Source organism: Sulfurovum sp. TSL6, assembly GCF_019972115.1.
Taxonomy (GTDB): Bacteria; Campylobacterota; Campylobacteria; order Campylobacterales; family Sulfurovaceae; genus Sulfurovum.
This window is the reverse complement of the sequence record NZ_BPFJ01000003.1, coordinates 312,436-331,211: the sequence shown is the minus strand read 5'-3', so window position 1 is coordinate 331,211 and position 18,776 is coordinate 312,436. Positions and strand designations below refer to the sequence as shown.

The window sequence follows — 18,776 nt, the reverse complement described above, 5'->3', positions numbered from 1 at the left end:
TTGAATAATAACCTATATAACATTAAGCTTCAATAACTTCTTATAACAAGGTGAAACATGCGAGATGTAGAATCACTACCAGAGAATTTTGTTGACAGTTTATATAGGGATATAGGACTGAATGTAAAAAAAGAAAGAGAAAAAAAAGGCTTATCTCAATTACAGTTGTCTCAGTTGATTGGACACAAATCTGTTACTATAGTTTCTAGAGCTGAAATCTTTTACAAAGGTCAGCATTTCAATATAGAACACCTTGCGAAAATCGCTTTTGTTTTAGACATTGATATCTGTAATCTTCTAGTGGAGTCACCAGAAAAATAGATCAAGCTCATCAAAGTACAGTAAATGCTTTAACGAGTCATCCTTCATAAAAATAGCCAACGAAGCTTTTGAATAAAATTCATATTGTTTAATTTTTTAATTTCGGTTCTTAAGCTCTCTATCTCTTGACGATTTTCCTTGCAATCCTCTGTATAAGGTTCAAATAATGATGGAGTATTGCTTAAATCGTTTTCAATAAGCTTTAGCAGATATCCCGATATATTCCCATCTGCACATCTGTTTTTAATCTTATCATACAACTCAGGCTTCACATTTGCTTTGATTTGTTTAAAGTTTTTTTGTGCTTCTTTGAGCTGCTCTTTTCGCTTCTCTTTTTTAACATCAATGCGCTGTTGCCTTTCATTTTCCCTCGTAACAACTACCTCTTTAACCTCTTCAGTATTACTCAATATTTGTTCTAATATATTTTTGTCTGGCATAGCAATATTCCTTTCCTTGGACTATGTCATAATCATAAATTTTGATTAGACATAGTTTATTTTACACAAAACACGAGCATCTTAAAAGGTTTCAACTGCCTTTTGTCATAATTTCTTGTTAAAAATTGAAGATTATTTCAAGTCCTAAATTCTAGCCTGTCATAATTTGGTAAATTGTTGACAGAGTCGCACTTCTGTTATTAAAAAGTCTTCAATACAATAGATACCGGGAAACATGGAGCTAGGTATTATGAAGTACAAAAAAGAACATATCTACCTATTGGATCATTTGTTGTAGCCTAGGGGAGTTTTGGTGTGATTGGGATGTAATAAATTAATAGATGAAGAGCTTCCATAGTGAAGCAAAAGATAAACCTCATAAAGTCATATATTTTATAAGACCTTACAGATAGAACATTTTTGCTATACTCTTAATATGGAAATATAGTAATAACAGGACAAATTGTTCGGCGATTAGATCGTTAGACAAATTCAGGAATAAGGTAGCAAAAAATGATCGATGATGCGGCAACTTTTCAAATTGCATTTTACATAGTCAGCCCTATTGCAACATTTCTTGCTGTAGGTACTGCTTATCTCGCAATTTATAGACAGTCCAAACCTAGCATTGTAATCTATTATGAACCCAGTCCTGATGTTCAAACTGTAATTGATTTGGTAATATGTAATCATGGCTCAGGTGCAGCTAGGGACATTGAGTTTTCGAATCCAATACCAATTAACTGTTGGGGGCTTGATTCGCCTGAACCTGTTGATTCTTCAAAATTCATGAATTCAAAAATCCCTGTACTAGCACCTGGAAAAGAATTGAGATTTCAAGCCGGTCAATATAAAGGACTTATCTCACAAATAAATAACAACTTCTCCATTAGGGCTAAATATACATACCGAACTCCACTCAGGAATAAAAAAAATGGTGAGGATGTATCTATACTTGATTTACGTTACATGAAATACATGAATACTAAGAATAGTGCAGCCCATGATTTATCGGATGCTCTAAAAGGCAGAAACAACACCATTTTTTTAAAAGTAAACAGAAATCTAGAGTCTATCGACAACAAATTAGGGCTAATTGCCTCTTCTTTGGCAAGTAAAGATGAAACAGAGTAACTAGATGTCTAACAAACCAAAGGAGACCAATCCTCCCTTGGCTAGCTTTTAGATAATAACGTTTTAAAAAATAAATATCCTTGAATGTATTTTTGTATACAACACCTAATTCTCAAGACAATTATCAAACGGTGAAAAATGGACATACTCTTTCACCTGAAACTGACACTAAACTAAAGAGTTGAGTGATTTACTTTGTATCCTCTGCTACTTTAGACGCCAAAATAAAAGCCAAAATGTCTTTTGTCTCTTGCCCTGTAAGTCCAGCACGAACACGCATATGGCTCATAGAAATTGACCAATTACTTTTACTACGATCCGATATGGTTCGTAAATTATGACAACGCATACAAGTATCAGCCCAAAGTTGTGCACCATTTTCAGTATTATCAGTATTTTCATTTGCTACAGAAGTTGTTCCCATTGCCGCAAGCAATAGCGTAGTAATTGTTGTTATTTTTAATATATTTTTCATCTTTTTCTCCTAAAAACCAATTGCAAACTGTACAAGGAAACGATCGTTATTCGCATGTGAATCAATTGCTGTATCATCTTCATCCTCATTGAACTCATATGCAACTTTGGCGATCAGATTATTAGCAAAAAGATAGTTCAATCCAAGTGCCCATTGGTTGCGGTCGGTCTCAGGATTATGATAATCACTGTAACGAACTACGGGTTCAAGGTTCACCGATGAAAATTGATAGGCTGCCTGAGCATACCATGCTCTCCATGTGCCACCCTCTAATGTACTCAAAGTATTTTCACCAATTTTTTGTTGGATATACTCAGCTTTTAAATTGAGAGCATTAATGTTATACATTATATCTGTTCCAAATACATCGTAATCACGTACAACAGTTTCTTCTGAGGGTAATTCCTCTTCAACTTCTCCAGTTGCCAAAGAAACGCCAATTTCCATATTTCCCAAAGGATTAATAGCATAACGTCCACCAATTGTCATAGTTGCATCACTAACGTCTGTTTTAGCCTCGGTATCAATTATCACGTCACCATCATCTGCTACACCAAAGCTCGGTGCATTTGCCACAAAAATAGTATAGTTACTTCGTATGTCTCCCATTTTCGGCAAACCTCCCCGAAGTGCAATACCAATATTGGAAGAAGGTGCTGCCCCATCATGACCAAAGCCGACTGGGGCACTTGGAAGTTTATTGATCCAGGAAGGATGTAAGTTTTGTACAAACTGTCCTATAGGTGACAAAAACTTCCCTACTTGTAACCCCATATAATCATTGATAAAGAATGTACCTGCAGCATATTCAAGGTTAGTTTCAGTTTCACCTTCATCATTGATCTCAAATTCTACTTCAGCTTCAAACAGAAAGATATCACCATATGTGTAAAGTAATAAAGGGGAGAACTTAAGCTCAGAGAAGGATCCATCTTCATTCTCTTCATTTATATAGTCAAGAGAAGCGTAGCCTGCCAATTGAAAAGCAGACATTGAATGATATTCAATTTGTTTATCTCTTGCTTTCAAGGCGTCTACATCTTCACGTAACTGTTTTATATCAACATTCTGTATTTCTGCTACTAAAAGTGTTGATGTCATCATCGAAGTTAGTGCAATACTAGCCATTAACTTTTTCATACAATACTCCTTACTGCTTCATATTTCATTATAAATATTTCATGTGCAGTCTACGTGTAATTTATATACGTAATGCACACCAAATACACACTTTGGTAGTAGACTAGATATAACTTTAGTGAAAGGATGGATAATGTTATATAAAAAATTATTTATTTTCTTATTTTTAATGTTTGGTACAAATTTAGTTTTGGCTGATCATGCACAGCGCCATCAAATAATTGATGATATGAGTATTTATCTTGGTGTTATTCCTGCGCAACTCACACAGAAGTATGGCATTATGCACGGAGGGGCTACAGATGAAGAGCATAGCTATCATATAGTAATTGCGATATTTGACACCAAATCAGGAAAGCGTATCACTAATGCCAAGCTCAAGACTACTGTAGCATTATTAGGCATGAAAGGAACTACTAAAGATCTTGAGCCAATGCATGATGTATTATTAAGTTATGGTAATTATTTTACTATGCATCAAGCTGCACATTATACTATCAGTATTGAAATCCAGAGAGCGGGGGGAAAAGCTAAATCAGTCGCACACTTTATATTTAAGCGTCCAAAAGATTAGCAAATTTAGAGAGGTTACCGATGGAAGATCACACACAACACCGTAGATCAACAAATATAAAGATAACAGCAAGACACTTGTTGATGCTCTATCAATGGGTAGAGGGAGGGAAGAATGGATAATGCAGTTGCCATAGTGGAGGCCTATCTCTACATCAACGGATATTTTACAGTGACCGAATATCCGGTCATCGAGGCTGTCGAGGAAGGGGGCTATCGGATGGTTACCGATCTTGATGTTCTTGCATTGCGCTTCCCTGGAGCCGGGAGATTGATCCCGGGCAAGAGAGGCCTGGAAACAATATTTGCGACAGATCAGAAACTGGCATGTTCAACCGATCATACGGAGATGATCGTTGCAGAGGTAAAAGAAGGCCGTGCGGAGATCAACCAAAATGCTAAAGATCCTATCGTGCTTCGAACAATGTTGACTCGATTTGGCTGTTGTCCTGCTTCAGATGTGGATCAGGTGGTAAGAAGTTTGCTGCGAACAGGTGAGACAACTACACAGGCAGGGCATCGGATACGTCTGATGGCCTTCGGTTCGATAATGCCCGAAAAAAAAACAAAAGGGTATAAGATCATTTTACTGAAGCATGTTGTCCGGTTCTTGCAGGAGTACTTAAAGGAGCATTGGGATATTCTTCGTCATGGCCAATTCAAACATCCGGCATTCGGTTTTTTAGTCACTTTGGAGAAAGCTCTGTATGATGGAAAAATTGGGTATGAGAGGTGATTTATGGTTCGTGACCCCGTATGCATGATGGAACTGGATCCGCGTAGAGCCACCGCAACAGCTGAGTACGAAGGGAGGCTTTACTATTTCTGTTCAGATAAATGCAAGGATAAGTTTCTTGCGCAGCCGACGGTGTACGTAAATAAAGCTCCCGATATGCGTCTGACAGTGGGTGTCATGGGTTCATCAAGCCATAAACAGGACCCAAAAGTGGAAAAATTGGTCTTTTCTCTTGGTCAGGCAATTGCAAAGCGGGGTTTCATACTGATTACAGGGGCGTGCCCGGGACTCCCTTACGAATGCGCCAAAGGTGCCCGGAGTTTGGGCGGGCTATCCATTGGTATCTCCCCGGCACTCAGTCTGGATGAGCATGTACACAAATACCAATCCCCCTCGGATACCTACGATGCCATCATCTATACGGGTAGCGGACTCATGGGACGAGAGGTGACCAACATCCGCTCCAGTGACATGGTCATCATCGCAGGAGGTAGCTCCGGGACACTTGGGGAGTTTGCCATCGCTTATGACGAAGGTAAACTGATTGGGATTCTGAAGGGAAGCGGGGGGATTGTTGAAGAAATCCCCAAAATCGTAAACCAGTTTGACAAAGATACTGGTGCAAGACTCATCTATAGTACCGACCCTGATGATTTGATGGACAAATTGTCCCACATGTACAGTACAGAACACTACAAGCACCCCTCCTGTTTTTGTGAGAGTTATAATAAAAGCCTTTAGACTTCTTCAGTTCTATACTTTCTTAAAAAAATGCTCTCGCCTATAAATATAAACAAAAACCCTATCAATGCAGCATAAATTATCATTATGTCTGTTGATGCTTTCACTATAAGAAAGGCACCAAGCACTATAACATCAAATATGATCGCAGATATTAGAATAAATGCGTTAGCATGAATCTCTTTACGAAGATGCTTGAAAACACCCCAGTGAACAGCAATATCCATAATAATATAAAAAATAGCCCCCAGTGATGCAATCCGACTCAAGTCAAAAAATATCGTCAAACAAATAGCAATGACAATGGTATATACCAATGTATGCTTTTGGATGTCTCCGGGCATACCAAAATGGCTATGTGGTACAAGCTTCATTTCAGTCAACATAGCAAGCATACGTGAAACTGCATACACACTTGCAATCACTCCTGATACGGTTGCTATAATTGCTATTGCTACAGTAAACCATAAACCATAATTACCAAATGCAGGTCGTGCTGCCTGTGCTAGTGCATAATCTTTTGCATTGATGATTTCCGGCAAAGTTAGATTTGCTGCCACAGCTATAGCGACTAAAAAATAAATCACTACGCATATCACAATGGAAATGATAATGGCACGTCCAACATTCTTATGTGGGTTCACAATTTCTGAACCGCTATTGGTAATAGTGGTAAAACCCTTATACGCCAAGATAGCCAAGGCCATTGCGGCAATGAAGCCTGTAGCAGATGTATCTGCCATATTTACAGAAGTGTTTTCAAATGAAAAACCGGCAACCCATAATCCACCGAGTGAAAATATAATGATACCGCCAATTTTTATAAGAGCCATAAGTAAAGAAAACAGGCCAATCATGCGATTCCCCGAAATGTTAAGCAAAAAGGCAAAAAGTAGTACTCCTATACCCAATGCAGGCACGATCCAACTACCATGATCAACATCGAATAGCTGAACAGTATATGTACCAAAAGTACGTGCGACAAGACTTTCGTTGATAACCATGGAAAAGTACATTAAAAGTGCACCTACTGCTGTCATCACTCCTTTTCCATAAGCCTTTTCCAGGAACATCGCGATACCTCCGGCAGAGGGATATGCATTAGACATTTTTACATAGGAATAAGCACTGAATGCAGTGACTACAGCAGCCACAAGAAATACAAGAGGAAACAGTGAACCTGCAAGCTCAGCAATTTGCCCTGTCAGTGCCAGGATTCCGGCACCAATCATCACACCTGTACCCATTGATATAGCACCAACAAGCGTCATACTGCCTTCTTTATATTTTGTTGATCTATCGTGTTGGGAATGATCTTTCATCATACTCTCTCTTTAATTATTGAACTTAATTGTTCATCATACCTTGACCCTGTTTCATACCTTTCTTGCCCATCATTCCTTGACCACCCATCATACCTTTGTTGCCCATCATTCCTTGATTACCTTGCATCATACCTCGACAACAACAGCAACAACAATGCATACTTTTGTTGCACATCATACCTTGACCATCCATCATACCTTTGTTACCCATCATTCCTTGATTAGTTTGCATCATTCCGATTTTACAATTTTTAATTTCTTGAAGCGTAGTAGCAGCATTAACACACTCTTTGACTTTGTCGACCTGTTGCTGAGAATTAGAGTTTTGCATCATGCCTTGATTACCCATCATACCTTTTTGGTTCTGCATCATTCCAGACTTGTTTTTCATATTTGAATTCTGCATACCACTGCATTTTCCCATTTCACCATATGAGAAACTTGTAAATCCTATGATCAAGAGTGCTATCAGTGTAACGTTAATATTTTTCATCGATAATCCTTTATATTAATTGATCTCAAAGTATAAAATGTTAATGTGCAAAGAGTGTGCAATAAAAGTATTCTTCTCTGGTTTATGATAAAAATCATATCTATAATTCTAAAACCTTATAATCTAACATAGAATATAAGGGGTAAGAAAACCTCATAATGTTATATATGCTATAAGGTTTTGAATGTTATCTAAAGCAATTCGTATTTGGCATTAAGTCACACTCCAAATATCTTTTTTTGCTTCTTTGCAGGCATCTACAGATAAGCCATATTTGGGCCTCAATACAGCGTGGCCAAATAGGTTTTCAGACTCACATTTTTTACTAGCCAAAAATAAGATGAAGTAAAGGGAGTAAATTTTATCAAAATGTATTCATTTTCATTTGTTCACAAATAAGATGCTTAGCGTTTTGAGCAGCCAATTAGTTTGGGTAAGGAGTCCATATGTTTTCTAACCTCTTCGATCCAGCAAAGCAAAAATGTATTTGGTTGGGGTGTCAATGAATACACCATCCACCGGCCTTCCTGCTTGCTCTCGAGTATCCCCGCCTCTCGCATATTCTTTAGATGACGAGATACTAGTGGTTGAGAAAGGTTTAGTGTATCACATATTTCGCAGACACACAGGTCTCCATTACGAATAATAAGAGCGAAAATATCGAGCCGGTTGGCGTCACTGAATATTTTTGCTATTTGAACTAATGTTTTCATTTAACTTCTTTCTAAGTAAACTTATATAACAATGCAGTTATATAACATATTTGTTATATGATTATAACATAACTTTTGCAATAATCATATAGCTATCAGGAGGCCATGATGGAATACGTCACCCCTTTTTTCATAGCACTATTTGAACTCAGCAATGCTATGGCTCCCTATATTCTATTTGGGCTTATATTTGCGGGCATACTGCACGAATTAGTCCCCAATACGTTAGTTACAAAGCACCTAGGTAAAGAAAATATTTCATCGGTTGTCAAAGCGACAATCTTTGGTGTGCCCTTGCCTGTCTGTTCTTGTGGAGTAATACCTTTGGCAACCAGCATTAAAAAGAGTGGCGCAAGCAAAGGCTCAACGCTCTCTTTTCTTATCTCAACACCAATTACAGGAGTGGATTCTATTCTTGCAACCTATGGAGTCTTCGGGTGGATCTTTACGCTCTATCGGGTCATCACATCAATGATCATTGCTATGGCAGCAGGAATACTCACCAACATTTTTGACAAAGATGAGCAAGAGAAACCCAAGCCAGTTTTTAATGCAGCACCAACAACAGGTTTTTCTATGGCCTCCGGCTTTTCCGAAAAAGAGAAAGAAGTCCCCTGTAGTTCTGGCACATCCTGTTGTGACACAGAAGAGAAGAAAAAATTTTCAACCAGTTCGGCACTGCGCTATGCTTTTGTCACTCTGCTCGGTGACATTGCCAAACCTCTCTTCTGGGGTCTCATTATTGGTGCAGCCATCGCGGTAGCCATCCCTGAGAACCTTAGTGAAATGCTAATGGATCATGCTTGGCTCTCTTATCTTGTCGCTATCGCTATTGCCGTACCGATGTATATTTGTGCAACAGCTTCTCTGCCTATCGCTGCTGCATTGATGTTGTCTGGCGTCAGTGCAGGAGCCGCTTTTGTATTCCTTAGTGCGGGACCTGCAACCAACACAGTGACAATCAGTGTAGTCAAAAAGATGCTCGGGGCTCGATCTCTTTATATTTACCTTGGCAGCATTATTATAGGAAGTATGCTTTTTGGACTAGGACTGGACTACGTTTTTGACAGCAACTCTATTGATCCAAAATCACTTGTGCATATTGAGGAGGATGCCGGGGCAATAGCCATACTTAGTTCATTGGTATTGTGGGGATTTGTAGGTTATTTTCTAATCAAGCCTTACTTTGGCAAAAGGAGTTTGGCATCTTGTTCAGATGGAGGTTGCGCATCATAAGATATACAGAAATGGTTTACACAAAGTTTGCAAGTTTTAACAAAACAGCAATGAAAATAAAAACAAAAGGAAAAAAATGATTTACAAACTAAAAACACATCGTGACATTATAGACATCAAGTCAAAACTAGAAGCCAAGGCAAAAGAGGTCGGTTTTGGGGTATTGGGTTCCTATGAGTTCAAAAAAATCCTGGAAAACAAAGGGTTTCCCATTGAACGCGATATCGTTGTCTATGAACTCTGTAACCCGGGAGGAGCACAGCAGGCACTCTCTACTATCCCTGAAATCTCAGTCTATCTTCCTTGTCGTCTCTCTATCTATAGGGAAGACGGCTTGACAGTTCTCACCACCATAGGGATCGAAGATATACTGCAGTCTGTCAATGTCGATGATGCATTCAGGGCATACATGAATGAAATTTTCGAGAAAATCAAGACATTGATGCATGATCTGTCTCTTGCCTAAATACTTTACTCACTCTTTGTGCAATTGCCCATTGTAGTAGTTTTAAACCAAAAAAAAGGATTAACATGAAAATGAATAAAATTATCGTAGGTCTGCTTTTTGCAGCAGTGAGTCTGAGTGCCAACGTCACCGGCGAGAATGTTTACAATGCCAAATGTGCCAAATGCCATATGCTAGAAGCTCCAATGAATATGGATAAAGTTGAACGCATGGAGACCATGCAGGAAATGATGAGGAGCATGAAAGCACCACCAATGGCCATGGTAAGCGCAAAAGTAAAATACGCTGTAGGCAATGACGAAGCTGCGTTTACTGCATTTGTCATGGACTATATCAAAAACCCGAGTCGAGATAAAGCAGTCTGTATGCCAATGGCCATCAGAAGATTTGGACTGATGCCACCGATAGGTGCTTCAATGAGCATGGAAGAACGCGTAGCGGTAGCGGTGTGGCTCTATAAAAACTTCGATGAAAAATGGGACGATAACAAATGTATGCCATGGAAAGGTGGCATGGGCATGGAAGGCAAAGGAATGATGCAGGACCAAAACAGCATGAGGTGTGCTGCTGGAAAATGTGGAATGGGAAAGAACTCTTCATACTAGAGACACTACCTGCGGTGCGATGTCGTAATAATAAAAAAGTATAATGACACAATCGCTCACCAAAGAAAACCTTATGGAGGAATATACCCTATAAGGTTTTCTAACGGAATTAAAGATTTTTAAGATATAGTAATCTAAACACAACAAGGCTAACACATTGAAAAGAAAAATGATAAAACTTTTACTGTTACTTTCATTATCTTTTAATATTGCTCATGCCGCTGTTATTGCTATAGCAGATGACTGTACCGAGTGCCACAATAATACACTTTATGATTATGTGCATGAAACAAATGTTATCACCGATTCTGATGATTTGTGTACTATGCACCACCTCTTTCATTTTGCAGCTATTATTGACGTATCCGATATAAATTTTGATGCTTTTGCATATAGTGAACAACCTACACAAAAAAGTACATTCTATTCACCACCATCCAAAGAAGCTTTTATCAAGCCACCCATTGCTTAACTTCACCATTACACCATAGTTCTATCCAAAACATATAAAAATATTATTTTACAGGAATAAACAATGAAAAAAATCATCATGATTTTTTTAACTTTGTCGCTCTCTCTCTTTGGGATGAGCTACGCAAAGCTTAAAAAACATATAGAAGAAAACTCAAAAGTACTCAAAAGTCAACAACTCTCACTTGAGGCAAACAGGCAAGAAAATAACATACTTTTAAGAACACAAAACCCAACATTGGGCCTAGAGGCAGCAAGATACAACCCTGATTTTACCGATTCTGAATATGGCTATACGATAAGCGCATCTCAGACTATCAGAACTGGGAATTATTTAGGGGGGCTCCAAGATAAAGCCAATGCTTCTAATCTCCTCCAGCAAGCCTATGTGCTTGAAGGGAAAGCTGGATACATGAAAGCACTTGAAGGACTTTATACAGAATATGTCTATCAAAGCAAACTGCTTTCATTACTCAAGCAAGAGTATGCACTTTCAAGCGAAGTGACTGGCATTGTAGAAGAACGATACAAGAATGGCTCGGAAAACAAAGCAGCATACCTGCAGGCAAAAACAGATACCTTGGCGCTAAAAACACAGATATACACAACAAAACAGCAGATGAACTCACTGCACTATGAGCTCTTAGCTATCGCTGGTTTTAGTGATAAGGTGTCTTTGGATAAAAAGTTTGTCTATTCTGTCTCGTCTCAAGCAAAAAGCGCATCAAAAGTCAGCCCTCAAGAGAAAATTCTTGCTGCAAAAGAAAAGATGTTAGCAAGTCAAATGCGCATGAACGAAAGCAGCTTTAATAGCTATGTGTTAAACACAGGTATAGAGCAGGAGCCTGACCAGTCTATCATAAGACTTGGTATCTCTATCCCCTTAACCGTACAGCACAAGAAAGAAGAAGAAAAAGCCCTGGCAAGATTAAAAATGAAACAACTAGAACTTGACAGTGCACAACTTAAAATAGATCTTAGTTTGAAAAAACAAATGCTCAAAGATTCCATAAAAGAACTTTCACAGCAGTATCGCTCACTTAAAACACTTAAGACAGAGCAGGAGGCACTTAGTACATTACTTTTGGAAGGCTACAAGATAGCTCAAGGGTCTATCTTTGTGATGATGAATGCAAAAAACAAACTCATACAGACGCAAAAGTCACTACTGCAAACACAAGCAATGATCAACAATAAAAAAATAGAATTACGTTTTATACAAGGACAATACAATGACTAAATACATATTATTACTACTGCCGCTACTCTTTTCGATGCAGAGCTTGGCAAATGAAATCAAAATTGAACATGCTTCACTAAAACCTTTAGGAAAAGTTATCCAGACCAATGCACAGATCACACAACTCTCTGGCCAAAAACAAGAGATTGTTTCCAGGTTGTCTGGGCATCTAGAAGCTTATTTTGTCACACCTGGACAACAGGTAAAAGAAGGCGACAAAACAATACTTATAGAGTCTATAGAACTCTCTAGAATGACTGCCGAGCATCTTGCATTATTGGAGCAATCCAAAGCTGCAGAAGCACAGAAAAATAACACTATGAAGCTTTATAAAAAAGGTCTTGCTTCACAAAATGATTTAAGTAGCGTTATCATAGCCCTAGAAGAGATACGTTCTAAGCAAAACACTTTATCTTCACAACTGAAGTCTTTAGGCATTGAACCGGAAGAGCTTAAAAGTGCAACTGATCAGCTTATACTTTATGCACATGCAGATGGTGTTGTTGGGGAAATTTTAGCTCCACTGCACAGTAATGTAGATGCACAAACACCTTTGATGACATTGGTGAATCAAAGCGATTATTATGCTGTTGCATACCTGGCTGTTGATGATGCGATGCAGATATCAAAAGAGACCAAAGGATGGTTAAAAGTTGCAAACAAAACATATCCTTCATATTTTTTACAATTATTGCCAAACATTGATGAGGAGACGCAACGCGCAAAAGTACTTTTTCAAATAGAGAAAAGTCCTTCAAACCTCCTCTTTGGATCCTTCGCGGAGATGGATATATCACTTGCACCTTTTCATGATGCTGTCATGGTTAAAAAATCAGCTTTGACACTTTTTCAAGGGGAATGGGTAGTATTTGTAGAGGCGAAACACGAAGAAGCGGATCACCATGAGGAAAAATCAGGTCTTAACCATGAAAAAGAAGCGAATGAGCACGATGAGCACGACGACGAGGATGAAGAAGCTCCATACATAGCAAAAGTGGTCAATATCATCGCGTATGCTGGTGAATATGTGGCTATTGAAGGCATTAGTGCAGAGGAAGAGTATGTAAGCGAAGGTGTTTATTTTGTGAAATCTATGATGTTGAAGTCTTCGCTTGGCGAAGACGGTCACTAGGAGTCTATGGTGAAACGTTTTTTTGAAATACTTATACAGTATAAACTTCTCATGCTCGCGCTGTTTATAGTCATCTCAGGATTTGGTTATAAGGCGTATCAAAATATACCTATAGACGCATTTCCAGACATTACTCCTAAGCAGGTGGTCATCTATACAGAAAGTGCTGGTAACTCTGCGGAAGACATAGAGAAACTCATCACCTACCCTATAGAGGCAGCCATGTCAGGTTTGCCTGGGGTTAAGATGATACTCTCGAACTCAATTTTTGGACTTTCGTATGTTTCTATTTTCTTTGAAGACGGCTATGATACTTACCTATTGCGTCAACTCGTTACTGAAAGACTCAATACGGTAGATATACCTCAAGGATGGGGTGTTCCGACCATGGGTCCGAATACAACAGGCTTAGGGCAGGTATTATGGTATGCCCTTGAAGATAAGGCCAATAAATATACACCTAGCCAACTCCGTCAACTGCATGAATATACAGTCACTCCTTTACTCAAATCTGTGGATGGTGTAGAAGAGGTCATCTCTTGGGGAGGCTTTGAGAAACAATATGAAGTTCTTGTGGACCCTAAGCGTCTTCAAGCTGTTGATGTCACCTATAATGAAGTGATAGAAGCGCTAGAAAAGAGTAATCAATCCGTAGGTGGACAATACCTAGAGTTCAATAGAGAGCAGTACCTTATACGTGGTGCAGGACTCTATGAAAAAATGGATGATATTCGAAATACTGTCATACGCACAAAAGATGCAAAAGTGGTGACGATAAAAGATGTTGCTACAGTACAAGAAGGAAAGGCTCCCCGTTTTGGAGCAGTAAGTGTTGATGGGAAAGAAAGGGTCTTTGGAATGGTGCTTCAGCGTTCAGGTACCAATGCAGCCAAGGTTGTTGAGCTTATCAAGGACAAAATACTACTGGTTGAATCAGCACTCCCCAAAGGTGTAAAGCTCCAAGTGATTTACGATAGAACAGAAATAACGCATAAGGCAGTCAGCACAATGACTTCCGCACTTCTAACAGGCTCAGTGCTTGTTGCGATCGTGTTATTCCTCTTTTTGTTCGAACTACGTTCTGCATTTATCGTCATCATCTCTTTACCTATCTCTTTGCTTATAGCATTTTTAATGATGAAAGAATATGGCATATCTGCAAACCTTATGAGCCTTAGCGGACTAGCTATAGCTATAGGGATGATAGTTGATGGAACCATTGTGGTTGTCGAAAACAGTTTCAGGTTATTGCATGATAACCCCAAAGCCTCACGTGCAGAAGTGATCGCAGAAGCTACTGCAGATGTGGCAAAGCCAGTACTTTTTGCCCTCCTTATTATTGCAGCTGTCTTTATTCCGCTGTTGAGCCTTGAAGGACTTGCAGGAAAACTTTATACCCCTATGGCATTGGACATTGTCTTTGTGATGCTTGGCTCGCTTGCGGTGGCTCTTCTACTGGTTCCGGTACTCTCATATATGATGCTCAAACAAGGGAAGCACTCGAACAGTCCTCTTATGGCAGCCATTAAGGCATTCTATACACCTATGCTGGAGTTTTCTTTGCGCCATGCAAAAAAGCTGGTGGCCATTACTTTCTTTATATTCTTTGTCTTAGCAGGACTACTCAGTCAGCAAGGACGGGAGTTTATGCCGGAGCTCAATGAAGAGACCATTATGTACAGGGTTATCGCTATCCCTGGAACCTCACTTACTCAAAATGTAGAAAATGCACAAGCTATCGAAAACTTTATACTTAAAACCTATCCTGAAGAAGTACTCTCTGTACTAAGCATGATCGGAAGAAGTGAAAAAGGTGAAACGGCACAAGCTAACTACATGGAGGTTCTCTTGACCCTTGATCCAGAGTTTGAAGATATTCCAGCTCTTGACAAAGAGATGACAAAAAAACTCAAAGAAGAGTTTAACTATTTACAATTTATCTCTACTCAACCTATTGCTATGCGTATAGAAGAGCTACTTGAGGGCGTAAGCGCAGAACTTGCAGTCAAAATCTACGGAGAAGACCAAAAGGTTATGTCTGATGTTGCTGCGCAAATATCTAAAGTCCTGCAGGGCATAGAAGGGCTTGATCATGCCGAGGTTGAAACACAATTAGGACAAGCACAGATCAATATCAAGCCAAACTACCTAGCACTTTCGCGATATGGCCTCAATGTGGAAGATGTAATGCAAGTCATTCGTTATGGAATTGGGGAAGAAACTGTTACTCAAAAGATAGAAGGAGTGAAACGCTTTGGTATCGTGGCAAAATTAAAAAATGCCAAACAAGATATAGAAACAATAAAAAAACTGATCCTTCGTTCAGGTACCGGAAAAATAGTTTCCCTGGAGGAAGTGTGTGACATCAGTGTAGCACAGGGGCCTGCCTTTATTAAGCGTGAGGACTTGAGTCGATATATGGTTCTTTCACTGGAAGTTGAAGATCGTGACATTGCTACGTTTGTTGAAGAGGCAAGCATAAAGATAAGTAAACAAGTTGTCCTGCCTGATGGCTATTACATTAAGTGGGCAGGCGATTTCAAGAATATGCAAGAAGCTACACAAACGCTTGCAATGATTATACCTATCACGATTTTACTTATTCTATTGTTGCTCTATACGGCATTCAACTCTCTTAAAAAAGCGTTTCTAATTTTACTGGGCGTGCCATTAGGGCTTATGGGAGGTATTGTTGGACTACTCATCTCAGGCGAATATTTGAGTGTCTCTGCCATTGTAGGGTTTATTGCCATCTTTGCTATAGCAATACTCAACGGGATAGTACTTGTGTCATTCATAGATGAATTACGTAAAAAGTTCCCAGAAGTGAAAATGATAGATATGGTAAAAAGTGCTACCTTACTAAGGCTAAGACCTGTACTCATGACAGCCTTCACCACGCTCTTTGGTATTCTCCCGCTCCTTTTTGCTACAGGTGTAGGCTCGGAAATACAGTATCCGCTCTCAGTGGTAGTCACAGGAGGAATTATCTCTTCAACAATCTTGACCTTGCTGGTCTTACCTTCATTATATATTCTATTTTTTAACAAGGAGTAACAAATTGGCTTACTATATAACAAAATTAATTATTACAACATTTTTAATTGTATTAATCTCTGAAATAGCCAAAAGAAGCAGTTTAGTAGGTGCACTATTAGCTGCTATCCCTTTAGTATCAATATTAGCTATGACATGGATGTATGTAGATACAAATAGTAGTAGTAATGCGGTAGACTTTTCAAATAGAATTGTTTGGCTAATTGCCCCATCAATAACATTATTTATAGTTTTTCCAATCTTAATAAAAAAAGGTCTCAGCTTTTATCTTAGTATGGGTATCTCAATCTTGATGACTATTTTTGCTTACTATAGTGTCATTTTTATTCTTGATAAATTTGGTATTAAATTATAAATACAAATTTCTACATAATTAAAATCAAAACCTTATAATCTAACATATTTTATAAGGTTTTAAAACTATAAGCTTTCAAGAAGTATAAAATCACATATATGCTTAAGGAAATTGAAGCCTAAATTCTGTTCCCTTATTGGGTACAGAGTCTAATTCAATTTTAATCCCATATTCATCGCAAATACTTTTAACAATGCTAAGCCCTACACCAAATCCACCTGAGTACTTAGTTGCACGCTTAAATCGTTTAAATATCTCTTTTTGTTTTTCATGCTCTATGCCTATCCCCTCATCCTTAATGCTGAAAACACCTTCTTTGAGCCATAAAGTTATAGTTGAACCCCTAGGTGAATATTTTATAGCATTTCCTATGAGATTGCCAAAAAGAAGCTGTAGTTGTGCCTCCGGTATGGTAAAAATATATTTCTCCAGTTCTGTATCCATGGTGATACGTTTACTTTCACACAAAGGCTGATAATAAACAATACTTTTTTGAGCGGATTCAGCAATATTTATGACACTACCTTCTTCTTTTGAACTTGAAAAATTCAAATATGTTAATGAACGATAAATATCATAAAGTTGTTTGGTGCTGATGGAAATATTTTTTAAAGTCTTTTGTGTGTAGCTTTCCTGTTTTAGTGCTTGACTTGTCGCCATAGTAAGTGCAGTTATAGGAGTGTTTAGTTCATGGGTTACGTCGTTAATAAAACGTTCTATCTGTTCTACTTTTTGACTAATGGGTTTCATAAAGAGTTTTGAGAGAATCCATGCAATTATAGCCATGAGTATTGAAGAACCTATGATCACTTTTAATACGGTATTCTGTAGTGTTTTTAACTCCATCAACAAAGAGTTTGACTGCGCAACAACATAGGCTATACCTAAATGTTCTTTAGGAGCATCAGATACAAAAACATTATAGCCTTTTACCTCAAAATATCCTGGGCTATTCAATGTAAAAGGCTCTATAAGCTTTCCATCTACTACCTTCCCTTTTGTATCTATAAGTGCCAATTTTATCTCATCGGGTACAATTGATTCTTTAAGTTTGGTCTCTTTCATATGTGCCATAATAATGTCACCTGCTTTCATGTCAGCTATATGTTGCAACTTATAATACGTTTCGTTTTGTAATGCATTTTTTTGTGCCGCATAATACCAGTACCCAATAAAAGAGATAAACAAAAAAGAGGATACGATATAGAGTCCCAAAAAAGAGTGGAATGAGCGTTTTTCCAAGTCATTCATAGCGATATCCCATCCCTCTTTGTGTAACTATTTTTTCACTGCCTATAATTTCTCGTAGTTTTCTAATATAGGAACGCAAGGTGGCATCACTTGGCAATTGGTCAAATTCCCAAATATTCTGTACCAATTCATCTTGACTGATGAGTCTTTTCGGGTGAGCAATAAGATACTCCAGTATCTCCATCTCTTTGGGGCGTAATCCTTGTTCTTTACTTCCGTCGCTAACCATTTTCCTTGAAGGGTAATAGGTCAATGATTCGCTTAATTTTACAGGAGTGTCTTGCTCTATATGAAACAATACTCTACTTTTTTCTATCCGTAACTTTAATTCTTCCAGCTCAAAAGGCTTACGTATATAATCATGTGCACCTGCATCAAAACTAGCTTTTAGATGCTTGGTGTCACCATATGCAGTGATAATGATGGCAGGTGTTGTATCATTGAAGCTACGTAATTCTTCAAGTAATTCTACTCCACTTATTCCAGGAACGTTAATATCAAAGATGAAAAGATCATAGTGTGCTTGATCTATCATTTCTTGTGCCTCTTTTGAATCAAACACCCTATGTGTTGTGTAAAATTCTTGCAGATAATCTGCCAAGATGTCTCCCAATACAGGGTCATCTTCCATAAGTAGTATTTTCATTTTTTGCTTCCTCGTCTTGTATTGTATTGTACGCTATTGTCCTTATAATTTTAAATTTCTACGTCGTAAAGAGTTTACTGCAACAAGAAACAGACGAAAAGCTCATTGCCGCAAACAACATCTTATGCTGAGGGATTTATTATGTCTCCTTTGCATGATGATACATCATAATCTCAAAGTGTGCATATAGTGTGCAAATTATCTGAACATTATATGCATATTATCC

At 38.3% G+C, this 18,776-nt stretch carries 21 protein-coding genes; 13 read left to right on the top strand and 8 right to left on the bottom strand.

Annotation, left to right across the window (positions count from 1 at the left end; translation table 11 throughout):
- Positions 1-57 precede the first annotated feature (57 nt).
- A complete protein-coding gene (locus tag LDM93_RS10635) occupies positions 58-321 on the top strand; it encodes a helix-turn-helix domain-containing protein (RefSeq protein WP_223892381.1) in 264 nt (87 codons plus the stop codon).
- Between the two features lie 44 nt (positions 322-365).
- Here the strand turns inward: LDM93_RS10635 and LDM93_RS10630 are convergent, their stop codons facing one another.
- Positions 366-761 carry a hypothetical protein gene (locus LDM93_RS10630; protein WP_223892380.1) on the bottom strand — a complete coding sequence of 132 codons (396 nt, stop codon included), beginning with the start codon at positions 759-761 and terminating at the stop codon, positions 366-368.
- Positions 762-1,274: 513 nt separating this feature from the next.
- On the opposite strand from LDM93_RS10630, the gene LDM93_RS10625 reads away from it, so the two are divergent.
- Positions 1,275-1,895, top strand: coding sequence for a hypothetical protein (locus LDM93_RS10625; RefSeq protein ID WP_223892379.1), 621 nt, complete (start codon positions 1,275-1,277; stop codon positions 1,893-1,895).
- A 190-nt stretch (positions 1,896-2,085) separates the two neighbouring features.
- Here the strand turns inward: LDM93_RS10625 and LDM93_RS10620 are convergent, their stop codons facing one another.
- Together LDM93_RS10620 and LDM93_RS10615 are read right to left on the bottom strand one after the other, a co-directional pair.
- The gene (locus LDM93_RS10620) at positions 2,086-2,370 is read right to left on the bottom strand and encodes a hypothetical protein (RefSeq protein ID WP_223892378.1); all 285 of its coding nucleotides are present in this window, start codon (positions 2,368-2,370) and stop codon (positions 2,086-2,088) included.
- Between the two features lie 9 nt (positions 2,371-2,379).
- The gene (locus tag LDM93_RS10615) at positions 2,380-3,510 is read right to left on the bottom strand and encodes a porin (RefSeq protein WP_223892377.1); all 1,131 of its coding nucleotides are present in this window, start codon (positions 3,508-3,510) and stop codon (positions 2,380-2,382) included.
- A 133-nt stretch (positions 3,511-3,643) separates the two neighbouring features.
- On the opposite strand from LDM93_RS10615, the gene LDM93_RS10610 reads away from it, so the two are divergent.
- The 3 genes from LDM93_RS10610 to LDM93_RS10600 all read left to right on the top strand — a co-directional run bounded on the left by LDM93_RS10610 (position 3,644) and on the right by LDM93_RS10600 (position 5,560).
- On the top strand, positions 3,644-4,084 hold the full coding sequence (locus LDM93_RS10610; RefSeq protein ID WP_223892376.1) for a hypothetical protein: 441 nt from the start codon (positions 3,644-3,646) through the stop codon (positions 4,082-4,084).
- 219 nt (positions 4,085-4,303) lie between these two features.
- Positions 4,304-4,819 (top strand): hypothetical protein, encoded by a 516-nt coding sequence (locus tag LDM93_RS10605; protein WP_223892375.1) that lies wholly within the window; start codon positions 4,304-4,306, stop codon positions 4,817-4,819.
- A 3-nt stretch (positions 4,820-4,822) separates the two neighbouring features.
- Positions 4,823-5,560: a YHS domain-containing protein gene (locus LDM93_RS10600; RefSeq protein WP_223892374.1), complete on the top strand. Its 738-nt coding sequence runs from the start codon at positions 4,823-4,825 to the stop codon at positions 5,558-5,560.
- On the opposite strand, the gene LDM93_RS10595 is transcribed toward LDM93_RS10600, so the two are convergent.
- From LDM93_RS10595 to LDM93_RS10585, 3 genes are all read right to left on the bottom strand, one after another.
- Positions 5,557-6,885, bottom strand: coding sequence for an APC family permease (locus tag LDM93_RS10595; RefSeq protein WP_223892373.1), 1,329 nt, complete (start codon positions 6,883-6,885; stop codon positions 5,557-5,559). The two genes, LDM93_RS10600 and LDM93_RS10595, sit on opposite strands and share 4 nt — an antisense overlap.
- 22 nt (positions 6,886-6,907) lie before the next feature.
- On the bottom strand, positions 6,908-7,378 hold the full coding sequence (locus LDM93_RS10590) for a hypothetical protein (RefSeq protein ID WP_223892372.1): 471 nt from the start codon (positions 7,376-7,378) through the stop codon (positions 6,908-6,910).
- Positions 7,379-7,782: 404 nt separating this feature from the next.
- Positions 7,783-8,091, bottom strand: coding sequence for a helix-turn-helix transcriptional regulator (locus LDM93_RS10585; protein WP_223892371.1), 309 nt, complete (start codon positions 8,089-8,091; stop codon positions 7,783-7,785).
- Between the two features lie 108 nt (positions 8,092-8,199).
- Between LDM93_RS10585 and LDM93_RS10580 the strand changes: the two genes are divergently transcribed.
- The 8 genes from LDM93_RS10580 to LDM93_RS10545 all read left to right on the top strand — a co-directional run bounded on the left by LDM93_RS10580 (position 8,200) and on the right by LDM93_RS10545 (position 16,653).
- Entirely contained in the window at positions 8,200-9,327 is a 1,128-nt protein-coding gene (locus LDM93_RS10580) for an SO_0444 family Cu/Zn efflux transporter (RefSeq protein WP_223892514.1), read from the top strand.
- A gap of 76 nt (positions 9,328-9,403) precedes the next feature.
- Positions 9,404-9,793: a DUF302 domain-containing protein gene (locus LDM93_RS10575; protein WP_223892370.1), complete on the top strand. Its 390-nt coding sequence runs from the start codon at positions 9,404-9,406 to the stop codon at positions 9,791-9,793.
- A gap of 65 nt (positions 9,794-9,858) precedes the next feature.
- On the top strand, positions 9,859-10,398 hold the full coding sequence (locus LDM93_RS10570; protein WP_223899225.1) for a c-type cytochrome: 540 nt from the start codon (positions 9,859-9,861) through the stop codon (positions 10,396-10,398).
- Positions 10,399-10,555: 157 nt separating this feature from the next.
- Positions 10,556-10,870, top strand: coding sequence for a hypothetical protein (locus tag LDM93_RS10565; RefSeq protein ID WP_223892369.1), 315 nt, complete (start codon positions 10,556-10,558; stop codon positions 10,868-10,870).
- Positions 10,871-10,933: 63 nt separating this feature from the next.
- Positions 10,934-12,109, top strand: a complete 1,176-nt coding sequence (locus LDM93_RS10560; protein WP_223892368.1) for a TolC family protein — start codon at positions 10,934-10,936, stop codon at positions 12,107-12,109.
- Entirely contained in the window at positions 12,102-13,241 is a 1,140-nt protein-coding gene (locus tag LDM93_RS10555) for an efflux RND transporter periplasmic adaptor subunit (RefSeq protein ID WP_223892367.1), read from the top strand. Before LDM93_RS10560 ends, LDM93_RS10555 begins: the two co-directional genes overlap by 8 nt.
- 6 nt (positions 13,242-13,247) lie before the next feature.
- Entirely contained in the window at positions 13,248-16,298 is a 3,051-nt protein-coding gene (locus tag LDM93_RS10550; RefSeq protein ID WP_223892366.1) for an efflux RND transporter permease subunit, read from the top strand.
- A 4-nt stretch (positions 16,299-16,302) separates the two neighbouring features.
- Positions 16,303-16,653 carry a DUF3147 family protein gene (locus LDM93_RS10545; protein WP_223892365.1) on the top strand — a complete coding sequence of 117 codons (351 nt, stop codon included), beginning with the start codon at positions 16,303-16,305 and terminating at the stop codon, positions 16,651-16,653.
- A 102-nt stretch (positions 16,654-16,755) separates the two neighbouring features.
- Here LDM93_RS10545 and LDM93_RS10540 read toward each other — a convergent pair whose 3' ends face one another.
- Both LDM93_RS10540 and LDM93_RS10535 read right to left on the bottom strand, forming a co-directional pair.
- Complete coding sequence (locus tag LDM93_RS10540; RefSeq protein WP_223892364.1) at positions 16,756-17,904, bottom strand: HAMP domain-containing sensor histidine kinase; 1,149 nt, start codon at positions 17,902-17,904, stop codon at positions 16,756-16,758.
- The gene (locus tag LDM93_RS10535) at positions 17,897-18,550 is read right to left on the bottom strand and encodes a response regulator transcription factor (protein ID WP_223892363.1); all 654 of its coding nucleotides are present in this window, start codon (positions 18,548-18,550) and stop codon (positions 17,897-17,899) included. Before LDM93_RS10535 ends, LDM93_RS10540 begins: the two co-directional genes overlap by 8 nt.
- Positions 18,551-18,776: the final 226 nt, after the last annotated feature.

What these genes read in the sequence shown, in the direction of transcription:
- LDM93_RS10585 (WP_223892371.1), bottom strand. Translation starts at nt 8,091, where the DNA reads ATGAAAACATTAGTTCAAATAGCAAAAATATTCAGTGACGCCAACCGG.
- LDM93_RS10605 (WP_223892375.1), top strand. Translation starts at nt 4,304, where the DNA reads ATGGTTACCGATCTTGATGTTCTTGCATTGCGCTTCCCTGGAGCCGGG.
- LDM93_RS10550 (WP_223892366.1), top strand. Translation starts at nt 13,248, where the DNA reads ATGGTGAAACGTTTTTTTGAAATACTTATACAGTATAAACTTCTCATG.
- LDM93_RS10635 (WP_223892381.1), top strand. Translation starts at nt 58, where the DNA reads ATGCGAGATGTAGAATCACTACCAGAGAATTTTGTTGACAGTTTATAT.
- LDM93_RS10615 (WP_223892377.1), bottom strand. Translation starts at nt 3,510, where the DNA reads ATGAAAAAGTTAATGGCTAGTATTGCACTAACTTCGATGATGACATCA.
- LDM93_RS10600 (WP_223892374.1), top strand. Translation starts at nt 4,823, where the DNA reads ATGGTTCGTGACCCCGTATGCATGATGGAACTGGATCCGCGTAGAGCC.
- LDM93_RS10560 (WP_223892368.1), top strand. Translation starts at nt 10,934, where the DNA reads ATGAAAAAAATCATCATGATTTTTTTAACTTTGTCGCTCTCTCTCTTT.
- LDM93_RS10590 (WP_223892372.1), bottom strand. Translation starts at nt 7,378, where the DNA reads ATGAAAAATATTAACGTTACACTGATAGCACTCTTGATCATAGGATTT.
- LDM93_RS10555 (WP_223892367.1), top strand. Translation starts at nt 12,102, where the DNA reads ATGACTAAATACATATTATTACTACTGCCGCTACTCTTTTCGATGCAG.
- LDM93_RS10570 (WP_223899225.1), top strand. Translation starts at nt 9,859, where the DNA reads ATGAAAATGAATAAAATTATCGTAGGTCTGCTTTTTGCAGCAGTGAGT.
- LDM93_RS10580 (WP_223892514.1), top strand. Translation starts at nt 8,200, where the DNA reads ATGGAATACGTCACCCCTTTTTTCATAGCACTATTTGAACTCAGCAAT.
- LDM93_RS10625 (WP_223892379.1), top strand. Translation starts at nt 1,275, where the DNA reads ATGATCGATGATGCGGCAACTTTTCAAATTGCATTTTACATAGTCAGC.
- LDM93_RS10535 (WP_223892363.1), bottom strand. Translation starts at nt 18,550, where the DNA reads ATGAAAATACTACTTATGGAAGATGACCCTGTATTGGGAGACATCTTG.
- LDM93_RS10540 (WP_223892364.1), bottom strand. Translation starts at nt 17,904, where the DNA reads ATGAATGACTTGGAAAAACGCTCATTCCACTCTTTTTTGGGACTCTAT.
- LDM93_RS10620 (WP_223892378.1), bottom strand. Translation starts at nt 2,370, where the DNA reads ATGAAAAATATATTAAAAATAACAACAATTACTACGCTATTGCTTGCG.
- LDM93_RS10575 (WP_223892370.1), top strand. Translation starts at nt 9,404, where the DNA reads ATGATTTACAAACTAAAAACACATCGTGACATTATAGACATCAAGTCA.
- LDM93_RS10610 (WP_223892376.1), top strand. Translation starts at nt 3,644, where the DNA reads ATGTTATATAAAAAATTATTTATTTTCTTATTTTTAATGTTTGGTACA.
- LDM93_RS10630 (WP_223892380.1), bottom strand. Translation starts at nt 761, where the DNA reads ATGCCAGACAAAAATATATTAGAACAAATATTGAGTAATACTGAAGAG.
- LDM93_RS10595 (WP_223892373.1), bottom strand. Translation starts at nt 6,885, where the DNA reads ATGATGAAAGATCATTCCCAACACGATAGATCAACAAAATATAAAGAA.